Annotated in this window: 16 protein-coding genes and 1 pseudogene; 8 read left to right on the forward strand and 9 right to left on the reverse strand. The window is 65.3% G+C overall.

All coding sequences use genetic code 11. The features are described 5' to 3' along the window. From VFH65_RS26290 to VFH65_RS26310, 5 genes are all read left to right on the forward strand, one after another. The coding region (locus tag VFH65_RS26290; RefSeq protein WP_353325626.1) for a thiamine pyrophosphate-dependent enzyme at positions 1–1115 on the forward strand (1115 nt) is incomplete at its 5' end. Next, positions 1096–1761: an SRPBCC family protein gene (locus VFH65_RS26295; RefSeq protein WP_353325628.1), complete on the forward strand. Its 666-nt coding sequence runs from the start codon at positions 1096–1098 to the stop codon at positions 1759–1761. The genes VFH65_RS26290 and VFH65_RS26295, both read left to right, overlap by 20 nt. 7 nt (positions 1762–1768) lie before the next feature. Beyond that, the gene (locus VFH65_RS26300) at positions 1769–2779 is read left to right on the forward strand and encodes a 3-oxoacyl-ACP synthase III family protein (protein WP_353325630.1); all 1011 of its coding nucleotides are present in this window, start codon (positions 1769–1771) and stop codon (positions 2777–2779) included. After that, the gene (locus VFH65_RS26305; RefSeq protein WP_353325631.1) at positions 2779–3816 is read left to right on the forward strand and encodes a pyridoxal phosphate-dependent aminotransferase; all 1038 of its coding nucleotides are present in this window, start codon (positions 2779–2781) and stop codon (positions 3814–3816) included. Before VFH65_RS26300 ends, VFH65_RS26305 begins: the two co-directional genes overlap by 1 nt. A gap of 39 nt (positions 3817–3855) precedes the next feature. Then, on the forward strand, positions 3856–4368 hold the full coding sequence (locus VFH65_RS26310) for a MarR family winged helix-turn-helix transcriptional regulator (protein WP_353325632.1): 513 nt from the start codon (positions 3856–3858) through the stop codon (positions 4366–4368). 3 nt (positions 4369–4371) lie between these two features. Here the strand turns inward: VFH65_RS26310 and VFH65_RS26315 are convergent, their stop codons facing one another. Beyond that, on the reverse strand, positions 4372–5589 hold the full coding sequence (locus VFH65_RS26315) for a GAF domain-containing sensor histidine kinase (protein ID WP_353325633.1): 1218 nt from the start codon (positions 5587–5589) through the stop codon (positions 4372–4374). Further along, on the reverse strand, positions 5586–6251 hold the full coding sequence (locus VFH65_RS26320; protein WP_353325634.1) for a response regulator transcription factor: 666 nt from the start codon (positions 6249–6251) through the stop codon (positions 5586–5588). Before VFH65_RS26320 ends, VFH65_RS26315 begins: the two co-directional genes overlap by 4 nt. Positions 6252–6355: 104 nt before the next feature. On the opposite strand from VFH65_RS26320, the gene VFH65_RS26325 reads away from it, so the two are divergent. Next, on the forward strand, positions 6356–7165 hold the full coding sequence (locus VFH65_RS26325; protein ID WP_353325635.1) for an HAD hydrolase-like protein: 810 nt from the start codon (positions 6356–6358) through the stop codon (positions 7163–7165). A gap of 3 nt (positions 7166–7168) precedes the next feature. On the opposite strand, the gene VFH65_RS26330 is transcribed toward VFH65_RS26325, so the two are convergent. Further along, a complete protein-coding gene (locus tag VFH65_RS26330) occupies positions 7169–7984 on the reverse strand; it encodes an LLM class F420-dependent oxidoreductase (RefSeq protein WP_353325637.1) in 816 nt (271 codons plus the stop codon). A gap of 168 nt (positions 7985–8152) precedes the next feature. Between VFH65_RS26330 and VFH65_RS26335 the strand changes: the two genes are divergently transcribed. Then, positions 8153–9562, forward strand: a complete 1410-nt coding sequence (locus VFH65_RS26335) for an HNH endonuclease signature motif containing protein (RefSeq protein ID WP_353325638.1) — start codon at positions 8153–8155, stop codon at positions 9560–9562. Here VFH65_RS26335 and mmsB read toward each other — a convergent pair. From mmsB to VFH65_RS26350, 3 genes are read right to left on the reverse strand one after another with little or no spacing between them, the layout of a single operon-like run. After that, positions 9559–10434, reverse strand: coding sequence for a 3-hydroxyisobutyrate dehydrogenase (gene mmsB / locus VFH65_RS26340; protein WP_353325639.1), 876 nt, complete (start codon positions 10432–10434; stop codon positions 9559–9561). The genes VFH65_RS26335 and mmsB overlap by 4 nt on opposite strands. Positions 10435–10442: 8 nt before the next feature. Beyond that, positions 10443–11609 carry an acyl-CoA dehydrogenase family protein gene (locus VFH65_RS26345; protein WP_353325641.1) on the reverse strand — a complete coding sequence of 389 codons (1167 nt, stop codon included), beginning with the start codon at positions 11607–11609 and terminating at the stop codon, positions 10443–10445. Continuing rightward, the gene (locus tag VFH65_RS26350) at positions 11610–13127 is read right to left on the reverse strand and encodes a CoA-acylating methylmalonate-semialdehyde dehydrogenase (protein ID WP_353325643.1); all 1518 of its coding nucleotides are present in this window, start codon (positions 13125–13127) and stop codon (positions 11610–11612) included. 694 nt (positions 13128–13821) lie between these two features. Between VFH65_RS26350 and VFH65_RS26355 the strand changes: the two are divergent. Beyond that, a pseudogene (locus VFH65_RS26355) lies at positions 13822–13968 on the forward strand (replicative DNA helicase); the annotation flags it as partial. 257 nt (positions 13969–14225) lie between these two features. Here the strand turns inward: VFH65_RS26355 and VFH65_RS26360 are convergent. The 3 genes from VFH65_RS26360 to VFH65_RS26370 all read right to left on the reverse strand — a co-directional run bounded on the left by VFH65_RS26360 (position 14226) and on the right by VFH65_RS26370 (position 16623). Then, the gene (locus VFH65_RS26360) at positions 14226–14990 is read right to left on the reverse strand and encodes an alpha/beta fold hydrolase (protein ID WP_353325645.1); all 765 of its coding nucleotides are present in this window, start codon (positions 14988–14990) and stop codon (positions 14226–14228) included. After that, positions 14987–15379: a hypothetical protein gene (locus VFH65_RS26365; RefSeq protein WP_353325647.1), complete on the reverse strand. Its 393-nt coding sequence runs from the start codon at positions 15377–15379 to the stop codon at positions 14987–14989. The genes VFH65_RS26360 and VFH65_RS26365 overlap by 4 nt, the downstream gene beginning before the upstream one ends. Before the next feature lie 74 nt (positions 15380–15453). Further along, entirely contained in the window at positions 15454–16623 is a 1170-nt protein-coding gene (locus VFH65_RS26370; RefSeq protein WP_353325649.1) for an NDMA-dependent alcohol dehydrogenase, read from the reverse strand. Between the last annotated feature and the right edge of the window lie 86 nt (positions 16624–16709).

Raw genomic sequence — 16709 nt, forward strand, 5'->3', positions numbered from 1 at the left:
TGCGCCAGTCGGATGGACCGATCACGATCATCGCCGGTGAACAGGTCGCTCGTGACGATGCGCGCGCCGAACTCGAACAGCTGCGGATGAGGTTGCGCGCGCGGATCGCCACCGTGCCCGATGCCAAGGACGTCGCAGGCACGCCGGGCATGGGATCGTCATCGGCTCTTGGTGTCACGGGCGTGATGGGACATCCAGGCGTCGCGCCCGCGATCGCTGACAGTGCGCTGTGCCTACTGGTGGGCACCCGCATGACTGTGACCTCGCGAACCGGGCTGAACGATGCCCTTGGATCGGTGCCCGTGTTCTCGATCGGCTCGGCGGCGCCGTACCTGCCGTGCACCCACGTGCACACCCAGGACTTACGCGGATCGCTGTCGCTGCTGACCGCGGCGCTGTCGGGTCAGGGGCGGCCGACTCATGTGCGGGTGCCCGATGTCGTTACGCGCACCGAACTGCGGCCGCCGGCGTTCAGTGGGCCAGGGGTTCGGTACCGGGACGCGATGGCGGTGCTGGATGCCGCGCTGCCGGATCGAGTCGACATCGTCGTCGATGCAGGCAACATCGGCGCGTCGGCGATTCACCATCTGCCGGTGCGACGAGACGGCAGGTTCGTCGTCGCGCTCGGGATGGGCGGGATGGGCTACAGCTTCGGCGCGGGTGTCGGTATGGCATTCGGCCGCCGCCACAGGACGGTGGTCATCGCGGGCGACGGCTCATTCTTCATGCACGGCATGGAGATTCACACCGCTCTGCAGTACCGGCTGCCGGTGACGTTCCTGTTGTTCGACAACCATGCGCACGCGATGTGCGTGACCCGCGAGCAGCTGTTCTACGACGGCCTGTACAGCTACAACCGATTTGGGCCGAGCCGTTTGGGCGCGGGGCTGGCCGCCATGTTCCCTGACCTGATGTCCGTCGACGTCTCCGAGATCGCTGATCTGGCCCCCGCGCTGGATGCGGCGCTCGATGTCGACGGCCCTTCGGTCATCAGCATCGAATGCTCGGCTGACGAAATTCCGCCATTCGCAAACTTTCTCGGCGGTGCTGTTCCTGCCGCCGCGAAACCTTCGACAACAAAGGAGAAGCGACCCGATGTCGTTGCCAGCACTTGATGACATTACCGCCCACCGAGGCACCGTCGAACCCATCGAAGACCTGATCCGCATCGAGACGGCTCCGCGCGAAAAGGCCACGCCCATCATCATGGAGATGATGCGGTCGGTGTATCCGCACGACGAGGTGTTCGGCGAATTCTGCACCGTCAACAGCTATATCGACTGTCCTCCGGACGAGCTGTTCGACTACATGTCAGACACCCGCTGCCTCGAAGAGTGGACCTACAGCCTGCGCGGGTTCACGCCGACCGAGGAACCGGGGCTCTGGCTGGCCTACGACCGGCTGGGCTCTGAGACCGAGATCTACACCCGTACTCATGCCAACAGGGCCGCCAAGACCGTCGACTATCACTGCGCCTGGGATCAGGGAAAGCACCTGTGGATGGTGTACCTGATACGCATCGTCGACGCGCAGGTGGTGTTCGACAAGCCGGGTTCGGTGGTGCTGTGGACCAACTGCCACCACCCGTTCTACGACCACAACCCTTACCCGGAAACGGCTCCACCCGAACGGCCGGTCTGGGTCGGCGACTTCTGGGACATGTTCGGCGCCGGTCATCTTCTGGAACTGAAGAACCTCAAGGCAATCGCCGAATACCGCTACCGCAACGGCCTTCCCGTGACACCCGTATGGATGAGATGAGGACACCATGACCGTCAGCTTGATAGACGTTTCCACGTACCTGCCGGGGGAGCCGATCGGCGCCGATTACTATGCCCAGTTCGCCACGTCCGACGATCTGCGGGACAACCTGATGTTCCGAGCGCCGAAGTTCCGGCACCATGTCGGTGAGGACGAGACCGCCATCGACATGGTGGAACGGGCTACCGCCGGTCTGATCGAGCGACACGGCCAGGATGCCATCGCGGACGTCGACGTGTTGATCACCCACACCCAGATGCCGGACATGCCGTTCTACGGCGGCGGGGGCGGCATCGCGCATCGCCTTGGCATCAAACCGAATTGGGTGCTCGACCTTCACAACGGCGGATGCGCTGCGTTCGTGCTCGGCCTCAAGGTCGCCCGTAATCTGCTGGCGTCCGGCGAGGGCAAGACCGCGTTGATCGCCATCGCGCAGAACGCGGCCGGCCAGATCTTCGACCAGCCCAACGTGCGGCGCAAAGCACAGGCGTCGGTGCCCGGTGACGGAGCGGCGGTGGGTCTGGTGACGCTGTCGGACACGTCGCCGATCCTCGATGTCGAGTGCCGCACCTATGGCGAGTACGCCGGTGACATGACGATCGCCGTCAACCCGCCGCGCAAGTGGTGGCAGCCGGGCCCCGGGGAGGGCTACATCGGCTTCACCGAAAGCAAGATCACCAAGGTGCTGGCCCGTGGCAACCGGCAGGTGCCCGAGGTGTCATACGCGGTGTGCGATCGAATTGGCCGCAAGCCCAAGGATCTTGACTTGCTCGTCACCAATCAGCCGAACCGGGTGTTCCTGCGGAACTGGCGCGAAGCGCTGGAACTGCCCAAGGAGCGGCACGTCGACACGTTCGACGAATGCGGCAACCTGTTCGCCGCGGGTATCCCCGTCAACCTCGACAGGGCGATCTCCAGCGGAAAGTTGAAGAGGGGCGACGTGGTGTTGATGTCGGCGTTCGCCCATGCGGGTGACTTCGCAGGCGCCGCCGCGGTTCAGTGGGGCGGGCGTGAGTGATGGCCGCCGCGAAGCATGCCCTCCCCGATGCGGTCGAAGCGTTGCCACGCGCTGATGATCCGTTTGCGTTGTCGCTCAACGAGAATCCGTTCCCACCGCTGCCCGCAGTGCGGTCGGCATTGATCGAATCGATCGATGCGGCCAACCGCTATCCCGAGTATCTGCCGGAGCGGCTGCGCTCGTTGATTGCCGACCGAGTCGGGGTACGGGACGACCAGGTGGTCATCGGCGAGGGCGCGACGGGTGTGGTTCTGCAGGTGCTGCACGCAGTGACCAGCCCCGGCGAGACGATGGTGATGACGTCCCCGACGTTCGACGGGTATCCGATCTTCGCGCAGATGGCCCGGCTGCGATCGGTCACTGTGCCGCTGGACCGGCACGGCCACCACGACCTCGACGCGATGGCTGAAGCGGCCAGCCAAGCGCGGGTCGTGGTGGTGTGCCGGCCACACAATCCGACCGGAACCATCGAGCCGGCGGCCGACATCGAGCGGTTCCTTCAGCGGGTGCCTGCGGACACCGTGGTGCTGCTGGACGAGGCCTACGTGGAGTTCCTGGCGCCGGCCTACCGCATCGATGCGCCTGCCCTCGTCGAGCGGTATCCCAATGTCGTGGTGCTGCGGACCTTCTCGAAGGCCTACGGGCTGGCCGGCCTGCGAATCGGCTACGGCTTTTGCGCATCCGCACTCGCCCGCCGGTTGTGGACGATGCAGCTGCCCTTCGGGACCGGCATCACCAGCCTGGTGGCCGTCGCGGCGTCCTACGACGCCGAAGATCAACTGCAGCAACGTATTCAGATGATCGCCTCCGAGCGCCGCTTCATGCGGATGCGGCTACGCGCGATGGGTGTCTACAGCACCGACGGACACGCCAACTTCGTGTACCTGCCGCCACTCGGTCGGCCATGGCGCGAAGTTTTCGACGGCACCGGGTTGAAGGTCCGCGACTACGCCGACGGCAGCGTGCGAATCACCGTCGGCAGCAGACAGTCGACCCGTGCGGTGTTGTCCGCGGTGGCGGCGGTGGCGTCGCGCTGATCTGCCCGGCGACAGCCGGTCCATGGGGTATGAAGAGTCGTGCCTTCGCAACCGCCGTGGCCCGACAAACGGGACCCGATCGCGCTGGCGCGCGCGAACTGGCAGCGTTCGGGCTGGGGTGCGGTCGCCGACGGCATGGTCGCGGTGACGTCGGTGATGCGGGCGCACCAGATCCTGCTGGCCCGTGTCGAAACCGCGCTGCGGCCCTACGACCTCAGCTTTTCGCGCTACGAGCTGTTGCGGTTACTGGCATTCAGCCGCACCGGCGCGCTGCCGATCACGAAGGCGTCCGACCGGCTGCAGGTGCACGTCACCAGCGTCACGCACGCGATACGCCGGCTGGAGGCCGACGGGCTGGTGGAGCGAATACCGCATCCCACCGACGGGCGCACCACGCTGGTGCGGATCACCGACCTCGGCCGCTCGACCGTCGAGGACGCGACCGTGACGCTCAACAACGAGGTCTTCGCCGACATCGGCATCTCCGACGAAGAGTCGCGGGCGCTCGCGGATTCCATCGAGACGCTGCGCCGCCACGCGGGCGATTTCTAGGCGCTAACTGGACGTGGTCGGCAGCGGGATCGTCGCGGTCACCGCGGTTCCCGAGCCTGGCCGCGATCGGATGTTGAGCCTGCCGCCGACGATTTCGGCCCGCTCGGCCATCGACAGCAGGCCGTAGCCGCCCATCTCGTCGCTGCCCAGCGGATGCTCGAAGGTGTCGAAACCGATTCCGTCGTCGACGATTTCGAGGCGGGCGGCATCTTCGTCCACCCTGAACGTCAGCCGCGCGATGTTGGCGTTGGCGTGCTTGACGACGTTCTGCAGGCACTCCTGGGCGATGCGGTACAACGCCAGCTCGATGTGGTCGGGCAGCCGAGTGTCGTCGAGGTCGACGTCGATGCCGATCTGCGGGATCGACCGGGCCAGGCTGGCGAGCCCGCCTGCGAGGCCGAGATCGTCGAGCACCGGCGGCCGCAGTCCGCCGATCGCCGCGCGCGCCTCCTGCAGCGTCAACTCGACCAATTCGCGGGCCTTGTCGAGCTGTTCGGCCATCATCGCCGGGTCGTCGACCGCGCGAGACGCCGCGTCGAGCCGGTACGACAGCGTCACCAGCCGCTGCGAAATGCCGTCGTGGATATCGCCGGCCAGCCGGCGGCGTTCGATTTCCTGCGCCTGGATCACCTGCTCGACGAAATTCTCGTGCGCGCGTTCGCGGGCCACCAGCTGCCGGTGCAGCCGGGCCTGATGCAGGGCACCCGCGATGAGCCTGCCGATCACCAGCAGCAGTTCGACATCGCGCTCGGTGAAATTGCGCCGCTCGACGGTGTGCACGTTGAGCACGCCGACCAGGCCGCCGGGGTCGGTCTCCATTGGCACCGACACCATCGACGTGAAGTCCTTGCCCCGCAGCGACTGAAACGGCATGTAGCGGGGATCGGACTCCTTGTCCTGTCTGATCACGACCGGCTCGCGGTGGCTGGCCACCCAGCCGGAAATGCCCTGTCCCAACGGAAGCCGGATCTTGCCGACCTCGGCGTCGAACGGCGGCGTCGCCCCGGCGAGGGTGAGCGATCGTTCGGTGTCGTCGAGCACGTGCACGAAGCACACATCGCTGGCGGTGGCCGCGGTGATCATCCGGGCGGCCGCCGCGGCAAGCGGTTCGACGCCTGGCCCGCTCGATGCGGCCTGGATCAGTTCTCGCAGCAGCGCGAGCTCGCGGTCGGCGTCGACGAGGTCGCGCACCGCGTTCGACGGGCGCGCTGCGGGCCTCATTGGTAGATGCCTTCTCGGAGGGCGGTTGCGACGGCGCCGGCGCGGTCGCTGACGCCGAGCTTGCGGTAGATCGAGCGCAGATGAGACTTGACGGTCTCGTCGCCGATCACGAGCTTGGTGGCGATGGCGCGGTTGGAGAGGCCGTTGACGACGAAGGACAGGATTTCGCTCTCCCGCTGTGTCAGGCCCTGGCGGGCGCCGGGCCAGAACTCGTCGCGCTGCATCCGCGCGGCGGTGTCGACGGCGCGGGCGGCCATGGTCGGGTCGATCGCGGTCTCGCCGCTGTGCACGAACTCCAACTGGCGCACCAGATCGTCGCTGCTGATGCTCTTCAGCAGATAGCCGGACGCGCCGACGCGCAACGCCTGGAAGAGGTACTGCTCGTCGTCGTAAACCGACAGCATCACTACCTTGCGTTGCGGGTCGCGCTCGCGCAGCTCCTGGCACAGGTCCAGACCGCTGGCGCCCTGCATACGGACGTCGCACAAGACGATGTCGGGCTGGAGCTCGTCGATGACGCTGAGCGCTCGCTCAGCGCCGACGGCCTGGCCCACCACCTGGACGCGATCGGCGAACGTCGCGAGCATGGCCTTGAGGCCCTCGATGACCATCTCGTGGTCGTCTACCAGCACAATCCGCACCGGCCCCGCAGTGACCACCATGGCAACACCTTAGAGCCGCCACCCCGCCGGGGGTTCCAACTTGGCCTGCCCAATCCCCCCTACGGGGGACGCGCCGCAGGTGTGACGTGGGCCACCCTTTCCGGGTGCCGATCACACAGGAGCGAACGTGGCGCGCTGGCCGGTTCTGGTGGGACTGGTCGCGGCCTAGCGACGTAAGTGCTTATCCGCTGCGCGCGGTGATTTTCGACCTCGATGCGCTGGCCGATGTCGAATCCGATGCCCACCGGGTGGTGTTCAACGCCGCCTTCGCCCACCACGGGCTGGACATCGTGTGGACGGTCGAGCGTTACCGCAAGCTGTTGGCGCTGAGCGACGAACGCCAACGGGTTGCTGCCGAATTACGGGCACGAGGGGTTTGCACGGAATGCGACGTGCTGAACAAGCTGCTCGTAGACGAGATCGTCGCGACCAAGACGATGATGTTCGAGGAAATGGTTCTGGATGCCGACCTTGCGCCGCGGCCGGGGCTGCATGACTTCGTCATGGATGCCTTCGCTGCGGGCGTATCGGTGGCTGTGGTGACGAACGGCCCGCGCAGTTGGGCGGAGCCGTTGGTGCGGCAGCTGGTCGGCGAAGGGCTGATCGAGACGGTTGTGACCGGCGACGACGTGAACAAATCGATGCCGAATCCCGAGCCCTATCACCTCGCGCTGTGGGAACTCGGCATATCCGCGGAGAACGCGCTGGCCGTCGCGGGGTCCGCGGCGGGGCTGCGGGCAGCGAACGCCGCGGATCTGGCCACTGTCGTCATCACCGGCGGTGGCGCCCCGGATCTGCCGGCGGCCGCGGCGGTGCGTCCGGACTACGCCGGCAGCGAGCCGCTGCAGATGGCGGATTGCCAACGCCTGCACGGTCGTTGGTGGACGGCACGCAAGCCATCGACGGCCGCGTAGCCTTCAGCGCTTCGTGTCGCGCCAGTCGACGAGCTTCTCTGCCGTGCTGAGGTCGTACTTGCCTTCTGACGCACGGACCTCGGTGTGGAACAACGTGGCTCCAGCGGCCAGGTAGGCGTCCGCCGACTGCGGATCGGTCCACAGTGTCGAGCGCTCGATATCGCTTTCGGCGCGCCCGAATCCGGTTGCCAGTTCGGCGACGCGGGCACTGGCCTCGCGGTAGGAGTCGATGGGCAGGAAGGTATGCCAGATGTCGGCATGGCGTGCGACGGCGGGCAAGGTGCGCTTGGGACCGGATCCGCCGATCAGGATCGGGATCTTGCGCAGCGGTGCCGGCTGCAATAGTTCGAACCGGCGCTCGATGCGCAGCAGTCCCTCATCGAAGAGGTCCGCCCGCGATCTCACCGTTCCGTATTCGAAACCGTAAGTGGTGTAATCCTTCTCGTACCAACCAGCGCCGACGCCGAGGATGGCGCGGCCACCGCTGATGTGGTCGACAGTACGCGCCATGTCCGCGAGCAGATCGGGGTTGCGGTAGCCGATCCCCGCCACCAGCAGGCCGAGTTCGGCGCGTGTGGTGATCTCGCCCCACGATGCCAGCGCGGTCCAGCCCTCGAAGTTGTTCACATCCGGCTGCACCTCGGCCAGCACCGGCTTCGCGTCGGCGATCGACTCGATGAACGGCGCATGGAAGTGGTCATAGCCGAAGATGACGTCCACCCCGATCTCCTCGGCATGCAGGACAGCTTGCCGCCAGGTGGCGTAGTCAGGGGTGTCGGCGGGCTGAATTTGAACGGCAACGCGTACGGGAAAGGTCATTAACGCGACAAGCAAGACTCATCGCGGTTTATTCCGGGCGTTCGCGAGGGAGTGCTGGCGTGTTGCCGTTGTCAAGTCCAAATGTGTTGAGGCACGCCATCTGTGGACAGATTCGTGATTGTGGATAACTTTCTAGGCTGGTCTGCCGCATTGGGCATAATCGCAAGTGTGTTCGACTCGGAGTTCTCAACGGCGGATGACGCGACGGTCGTCGCCGCCATCGAGGAGGGCGCGCGGGCAGAAGCTGCTGCCGGGGCTCGCCGACTGGCCGCCATTGCTGAGCTCGCCCGTCGCCGGGTCGTTGACGATGACGAGCGGGCGAACTGGGCGTTCGACGGCTGGGCTTCAGCGTCCGCCGAGGTGGCGGCGGCTATGACTGTGGGACATCGCCGGGCCTCGGCGCAGATGCGGATCGCGGTCGCGCTGCGTGACCGTCTTCCCCGCGTTGCGGCGCTGTACATGCAGGGCAGGCTCAGCTCGCGGGTGGTCTCCGCGATCACGTGGCGCACCCAACTGGTGGAGGACGCCGACGCGCTGGCCCTCATCGATGCAGCCCTTGCGGAGGGAGCGAACAAATGGGGTCCGCTCTCGGAGGACCGACTCGATCAGGCGATCGACGCATGGATCTTCCGTTACGACCCGGCGGCCGTGCGCCGCTCTGAATCTTCCACGCGCAGTAGAGACTTCTCGATCGGAGATCTCGATGATCCGGCCGAAACCACCTCGGTGTGGGGTCGACTGTTGGCCACAGACGCGGCGGTGCTCAAGCGTCGCGTCGCACAGATGGTGCAGGGAGTCTGCGACAATGATCCTCGCCTCATCGGCGAGCGTCGCTCGGATGCGGTGGGCGCAATCGCTGCAGGCAGTTTCCGTCTGGCGTGCCGGTGCGGTTCGAAGACCTGCCCGGCGGGCGATGCGCCGAGTTCCTCCAACGTGGTGATCCGGGTTCTGGCGGATCAATCAGCGGTCGACGCCGCAACTGGCTCTGCCGACCAGCCCGCAGTCGCGCCGCCCGCAGCGCTCATCGTCGGAGGGGGCATCGTGCCGACACCGTTGTTGTCGGAGTTGATCCGCGGCGGCGCCAAGGTCCGTCCGATCACCATGCCCAGCGATGAGCCGGAACCGCATTATCGACCGTCGGCGGAGCTGGCCGAGTTCGTGCGGATGCGAGACCTGTACTGCCGCGCGCCCGGCTGCGACGTGCCTGCCGATCGCTGCGACTTGGACCACACCACCCCGTATCCGATCGGGCCGACCCACGCGTCAAATCTCAAGTGTCTGTGTCGAACTAACCATCTGATGAAGACCTTTGGCGGATGGCACGACATTCAGCTGCCTGATGGCACGGTCATTTGGATCTCACCCAGCGGCAGGAAATACATCACCAAACCCGGCAGCCGGTTGTTCTTCGAGACATGGGACACCACGACCGCCGACCTTCCGCCCCCGTCGATCGTGGTGCCGAATACCGGCGACCGCGGCCTGATGATGCCCAGACGACGACGTACTCGTGCAGCCGAATACGCCGCGTGGATCAAGGCCGAACGCGCGCGCAACGAAGCGCCCGCACCGTTCTAACCTTTGCGGATCATTTCGATGACGGCGCTGAAATCTTTGTCGGCGTGGTCGGCGGCGAACTTCGCATAGATCTCGGCGGCGTGAGAACCAAGCGGCGCCGAGGAACCCGTCGACTTGACCGCGTCCATGGCCAGGCCGATGTCCTTGTTCATCAGCGCGGTCGCGAACCCCGGCTTGAAGTCATTGTTGGCCGGCGACGTCGGAACCGGTCCCGGCACAGGGCAATTCGTGTGCACAGCCCAGCAGTTTCCGGTCGCACCGGTGATCACGTCGAACAACGACTGCGCGGAAAGCCCCAACTTCTCGGCAAGTACGAAGGCCTCTCCGACGGCGATCTGCTGCACGGCCAACACCATGTTGTTGCACAGCTTCGCGGCCTGGCCGGTGCCTGAAACCCCGCAGTGAATGATCTTGCCCGCCATGGGCTCCAACACAGGCCGAGCGCGCTCGACGGCAGCGTCGTCACCGCCGACCATGAAGGCCAAGGTTCCGGCGGTAGCGCCCTTCACCCCGCCGGACACCGGCGCGTCCAGCTGCGCGATACCGCGTTCGGCGGCCTGCTGATTGATGGTGCGGGCGTCGTCGACGGAGATGGTCGACGTGTCAATGAACAGCGCGCCATCTGAGGCAACGGGCAGCACCTCGGCGTAACAGGCCTTCACGACGTTCCCGTTGGGAAGCGACGTGATCACGACATCGGCGTCGGCGACTGCCTCGGCACCATTGTCGAACACCGCAGCGCCCTTCTCGGCCGCGGCGGCCTTCTGGGCGGCCACCGGGTCGAAGCCGCGCACAGTGTGACCCGCGGCGAGTAGGTTGGCCGCCATCGGGCCGCCCATGTGGCCCAACCCCAGGAACGCGATCGTCGTCATCTGTTCTCCTATGCGGATGCGCGGGCCCGGGCCGCTGCGGCCCGACCGATTACCACACGCATGATTTCGTTGGTGCCCTCGAGGATTCGGTGTACCCGCAGATCGCGGACGATCTTCTCCAGCCCGTACTCGCGCAGATACCCGTAGCCGCCGTGCAGCTGCAATGCCTGATCCGCCACGTCGTAGCACGCGTCGGTCACATAGCGCTTGGCCATCGCGCACAACTCGACCTTGTCGGGATGATTCTCGTCCAGCGCGGTTGCGGCGCGCCACAACAGGATTCGCGATGCCTGCAGCGCGGTGGCCATATCGGCCAGCGTGAAGCGGATGGTGGGTTCGTCGAGCAGGGAGCCGCCGAACGCCTGGCGATCGGCCAGGTAGCCGGTGGCCTTGTCGTAGGCGGCCTGCGCACCGCCGAGCGAGCAGGCGGCGATGTTGAGGCGCCCGCCGTTGAGCCCGTTCATCGCGATGCCGAATCCGGTGCCTTCGCCGTCGGCACCGCCCAGCATCGCGTCGGCTGGCACCCGCACACCTTCGAAGATCACCTGAGCGGTCGGCTGTGCGTTCCAGCCCATCTTCAGTTCGTCGGCGCCGAAACTCAGTCCCGGCATGCCTTTTTCGACCAAGAACGCCGAAATGCCGCGAGGACCGTCACCGCCGGTGCGGGCCATCACGACGTAGACATCCGATGTGCCTGCGCCGGAGATGAATTGCTTGACGCCGTCGATGACATAATCGCCACCTTGGCGAACTGCCTTGGTGCGCAACGCGCTTGCGTCTGATCCCGCGCCCGGTTCGGTCAGGCAGTAGGAGGCGATGGCCTCCATCGACGCCAGTCTCGGCACCCAGGATTTGCGCTGTTCGTCGTTGCCGAAGGTGTCGACCATCCACGCACACATGTTGTGGATGGACAAGAACGCCGCGATGGTCGGGTCTGCGGCGGCGAGCTGCTCGAAGATGCGCACGGCGTCGAGCCGACACAGATCGCTGCCGCCGACATCCTCGCGGCAGTAGATGGCGGCCATGCCGAGTTCAGCCGCCTCGCGCAGCACATCGGTGGGGAAGTGCTTGGTGGCGTCCCACTCCAATGCGTATGGCGCAAGGCGCTTCTCGGCGAACGCGGCCGCCGTCTCGGCGATCACGCGTTCGTCGTCGTCCAGCCCGAAGTAGTCCATCTACTTCATTGTCGGGATGACGAACTCGGCGCCGTGGCTTCCCGCGGGCCAACGCTGCGTCACCGTCTTGACCTTGGTGTAGAAGATGATCGACGAGGGGCCGTGCTGGTTGAGGTCGCCGAAGCCAGACCGCTTCCATCCGCCGAACGTGTGGTAGGCCACCGGCACCGGGATCGGCACATTCACGCCGACCATGCCGACCTGCACCCGAGACACGAAGTCTCGGGCGGTGTCGCCGTCGCGGGTGAAGATCGCGACGCCGTTGCCGTATTCGTGCTCCGAGGGAAGACTTAGCGCTTCCTCGTAGTCGTTTGCACGCACGATGCACAGCACCGGGCCGAAGATCTCGTCGGTGTAGATGGACATGTCGGGGGTGACGTGGTCGAACAGCGTCGGGCCGATGAAGTAGCCACCCTCGAGGTTCGAATCACCGAACTGCAGGTCGTCGCTGGTGCGTTCGCGACCGTCGACGACGGCTTCGGCGCCTGCCTCGACACCCTGGTCGATGTAGTCCTTCACGCGGGCCAGGGCGGCCTCGGTGACGAGCGGGCCGTAGTCGGCCTTCGGGTCGAGGCTATGGCCGACACGAAGGTTGTTGACGCGTTCGATGAGCCTGGCGCGCAACCGATCTGCGGTCTGCTCGCCGACCGGCACCGCGACGCTGATCGCCATGCAGCGCTCGCCGGCGCTGCCGTAGCCGGCGCCGATCAGCGCGTCGACCGCGTTGTCGAGGTCAGCGTCGGGCATGACGATCATGTGGTTCTTGGCGCCGCCGAAGCACTGTGCGCGCTTGCCGTGGGCCGCGGCGGTCGAGTAGATGTACTGCGCGATGTCGGAGCTGCCGACGAAGCCGACGGCCTGGATCTCGGGGTGCTCGAGGATGGCGTCGACGGCTTCCTTGTCGCCGTGCACCACCTGGAACACGCCCGGTGGCAATCCGGCTTCGAGGAACAGTTCGGCCAGCCGGACGGGCACCGACGGGTCGCGCTCGCTGGGCTTGAGGATGAAGGCGTTGCCGCACGCGAGTGCGGGGCCGGCCTTCCACAGCGGGATCATGGCGGGGAAGTTGAACGGGGTGATGCCGGCGACCACGCCCAGCGGCTGGCGCAGTGAGTACACGTCGATGCCGGTGCCGGCGCCCTCGGTGTATTCGCCCTTCAGCAGGTGGGGGATGCCGACGGCGAACTCGATGACCTCGATGCCGCGCTGGATGTCACCCTTCGAGTCGGCGACGGTCTTGCCGTGTTCGAGCGACAGCAGTTCAGCGAGTTCGTCGACGTTCTGGTTGACCAGGTCGACGAACCGCATCATCACCCGGGCCCGGCGCTGCGGGTTGAATGCCGCCCACTGCTTCTGCGCCTCGACCGCGCCTGCGACTGCGGCGTCGATATCGGCTGCCGACGCCATCGGCGCCGTGGCCTGTACCTGCCCGGTATTGGGATCCATCACGTCGGCGGTGCGCGTCGACTTGCCTGCTGTGCGCTTGCCGTTGATGAAATGAGAAATCTGTGTGGTCATGGTTGTGCCCCTCGCCTGAATGGCTGAATACTTGGATATCCTAGTAAACGGCGGCGACCCAGCGCAAGTGGGCTCTCGAGACTGTTGCCAGATCGCGATTTCACGGGTTCGCGATCTGTGAGCAGTGTCAGCGTTATAGGCCGGGGGCTCACGGTGCAGATCCGAACCGGCACGCCAGATGCGAATCTCTAGATAGCTCGGTTCTATCCGAGAACAGACGCCTAAGCGGTGAACGTTCGGGGGAACAGGATCGCGCATCCTTGAGAGGAGTTCGCTAGTGCGGTACATCGACTCAGTGCAAGGGCACAATCCGCGACTAAACGAGTGGCTGCTCGGCGCTTTCGATCAGGCCGACTCGATTGCGATTCGCACCGGCTTCTTGAGTGCACCCGCAGTCGAACAGTCGGCGTTATCCATGACGGCTTTTCTCGAGCGCGGTGGGCACCTATTGATCGTGGCCGGTGGTGCCCCCGACCAGGCTGATCCAGGTGCGTTGGTCAGGCTCGCCGAACTGGTGCGTCCACATCCACGTGCGACGCTACGCGTGGTGGTGCATCCAGAAGAGTTCCAGAACGCCAAAACCTACTTCGTGCAGTTTCGCGACGGCCACACCGAAGCGCTGGTCGGCTCACCCAATCTGACCATCGGTGGAATGGAATCCAACCACGAAGCCGCGGTTCTCATGGATTCTCGAATCAATCGACCCGACGCCTACGACCGCGATGATCCCCGGGGTGGCGAAGCGGATTTGATTCTTGCTAAGCACCGTAACGGTCCGACGAGAACGGCCACGGTTGCACACCAGTTGCACCTTGGGCGATTCGCCAACATGGCCCACTAACTGGCCGTCTTCCTCTACCGCCGCACCACTCAGCTGTAGGTTCTCACGCCTGGCTTCAATATCTCACGGATGACTTCCGACGGACTTCAAATTTGAAGCGGCAGTGAGACACGCGTGCTTTTAGTTCTCTCAAACTATGTGGATCGTCGCGGCGTGAAGACGTTGCGCTATTACCACGAAGTGGAACTGTTGTCGCCCAGCCATATCGATGAGCACAACGGCTATCGGTACTACCACGGCAGCGGATCGACGCGACGCTAGCTGTCGTCAGCTGTCTGGTGGCGGCAGCGTTCAATGAATAGTTGGGCGAGCCAGGACGGTTCGCTGTACATCACGTCGTGGCAGGTGTCGAGTGTCAGGACGGTGTCGATACCGCCGAGGCCGCTGATATAGGTGAGCTGTCGGCGCTGCGACACGACGCGGTCCCGGCGGGTGAGGATCCACGTGCGTTTGGTTTCCCTGGGCAGGCCGGCGTGGTCGGCTGGCTCCAGCAGAATCTGAGCCGGTTCACGACAGAGTCGTGTCCGTGCGTAGCGACTGCGATGGCGGGGGACACCGTTCCAGAGCAGCGCTCGACCGGCCGCTGGCGGGACCCGAAGTAAGGCTTCGGCTTTCATGGCGGTCCGCCGAAGGAAATGCGCGAACGGCCACGGCAGGGTGTCGACTACCGAGGATCCGTGCGGTGGAGTCACGGCCGCAATGAGTATCACTTCCCGGACCTTTGGGTAGCCGAGTTTGGTGACGACGCGCAGCGCCGTGAGCCCACCGAGGGAATGGGCGGCCACGACCACGCAGCCCAGTCCCGCGCGCTCGATCTCAGCGACCACCGCATCGGCATAGCTGGTGGCGTTCAGTGCATCGGGCGGGGCCGGGGAGGTGGGCCGGCCGGGCAAGTCGACCGCCAGCACCCGCAGATAGGGTGCGCGGTCGTTGATTTCATCGATGACTAGGTCCCAGCAACGAGCATCATGCGCACCGCCGTGGATGAGCACGAGGCTGGGCACCGAATTATCAGGAGTCACTGCGATGTTCCAGGGGATTCGCGGACGCGTCGGGCGGCGGGGCCCTTCTTCACGCCGGTGCGCGCGGCGGCTCGATCGCCGGATTCCCATGGGCCGCCTCGGGCGAGCCGGAAGCGTTGCATGGTGAGGTCGAGGATCTCCGGTGTCATGAGGCCCGGGGCCCATTCGATCCAGCACCAGCTTCGGGCCGGCTTCTTACCCGACGAGCTGTCGGTTAGGCGGCCGAAGAAGTGGATGTAGCTACCGGCGGTGTCGAAGGCGAACAAGTAGGTGTCGGCGCCCATGGACACCTCCAGTGCAGCCAACGTGCCGTCGTCATTCAAGGTCGGAGTGGCGACGACGTCGTCGTGAGCTGTGGTGACCCCGCCTTTGAGCTGGTAGCCGGGCACGAAGGTCAGGCCCTCCTAGTAGTTGGGTGAATTGCCTTGCTGGCCACACTGAATCGTGATTGTGTGAGGCGTCCTTAGCTGCGCGGGAATTCGATCAGTCCTCTGATGTTGCGGCCTTCGCGCATGTCATCGATCGCCTCGTTGATCTGATCCAGCCGGTAGCGGCGGGTGACCAGTTCGTCGAGTTTGAGTGCGCCCGCCTGGTACATCGACAGCAGCATGGGCATGCTGGCTCGTGGGTTCATCCCGCCGTAGAGCGTGCCTTTGAGCTGCTTGCACGAGTTGGCCATGTCGACCAGGATCAGTGGGACCGACATCTCGGTCAGCGGAGTCATACCGGTCAGCACGCAGGTTCCGCCCTTACGGGTCAGCATCATCGCCACCGGAATGAGGTCGGCGTGAACCACGCCTGCGGTGAGCACCACGCGGTCGGCCATCACCCCGGCGGTCAGTTCGCGCACGAGCTCGACCGCCTCGTGTGCCCAGGCGATGGTGTGTGTCGCCCCGAACTGTGGTGCTGAATCCCTCTTGAATTCGACGGGATCGACGCCGATGACGTACTTCGCCCCCGCGGCGCGAGCGCCTTGGAGCGCGTTCATTCCGACCCCGCCGATCCCAATGACAATGACGGTGTCGCCCGGCTGGGTGCCCGCCGATACGGTTGCCGATCCCCAGCCGGTTGTTACACCGCATGACACCAGCGATGCAGCGTGAAACGGGATGGACTCATCGATTTTGATCAACGAATCCTCGGAAGTCACCACGTACTCGGAGAAGGTTCCCAGCTGGGTGGTGGCCATCAGACCTTGCTCGCCGAGATGGCGGCGCACGGTGCCATCGGTGATCATTTCCTTGGCGAACAGGTTGGCCCCGACATCGCAGATGTAGCTTTGGCCGCTGACACACCACCGACACTTGCCGCACGCGGGGATGAACGACATTCCGACGTGATCGCCCGGTTGAAGGCCGCTCACCCCGGGACCGACTTCTTCGACGATGCCGGCGCCCTCATGCCCGCCGATTAAGGGAAACCAGTCGGGTGTGGCCATGCCGGCGGCGCGCATCATCTCGACGAGTTCGGTCGACGGCACGGCGTCGCCGGTGGCGAAGTGATCGTCGGTGCGGCAAATACCTGCGGTGACCATGCGCACCAGCACCTCACCGTGGCGAGGCTCATCCAGGTCGATCTCGCAGACTTCCCAGTCATTGCCAACGCCCCGCAGAATCGCCGCTTGGCACTTCATCGTGCACACCGCCTCCAGGTAGAGCCCGCCACTTGCCCGCCGACAACCGACCCGAGTAACGTAGCAATTATGCAGACATTCTGCAT

It is taken from the genome of Mycobacterium sp. (genome assembly GCF_035697385.1).
GTDB lineage: Bacteria > Actinomycetota > Actinomycetes > Mycobacteriales > Mycobacteriaceae > Mycobacterium.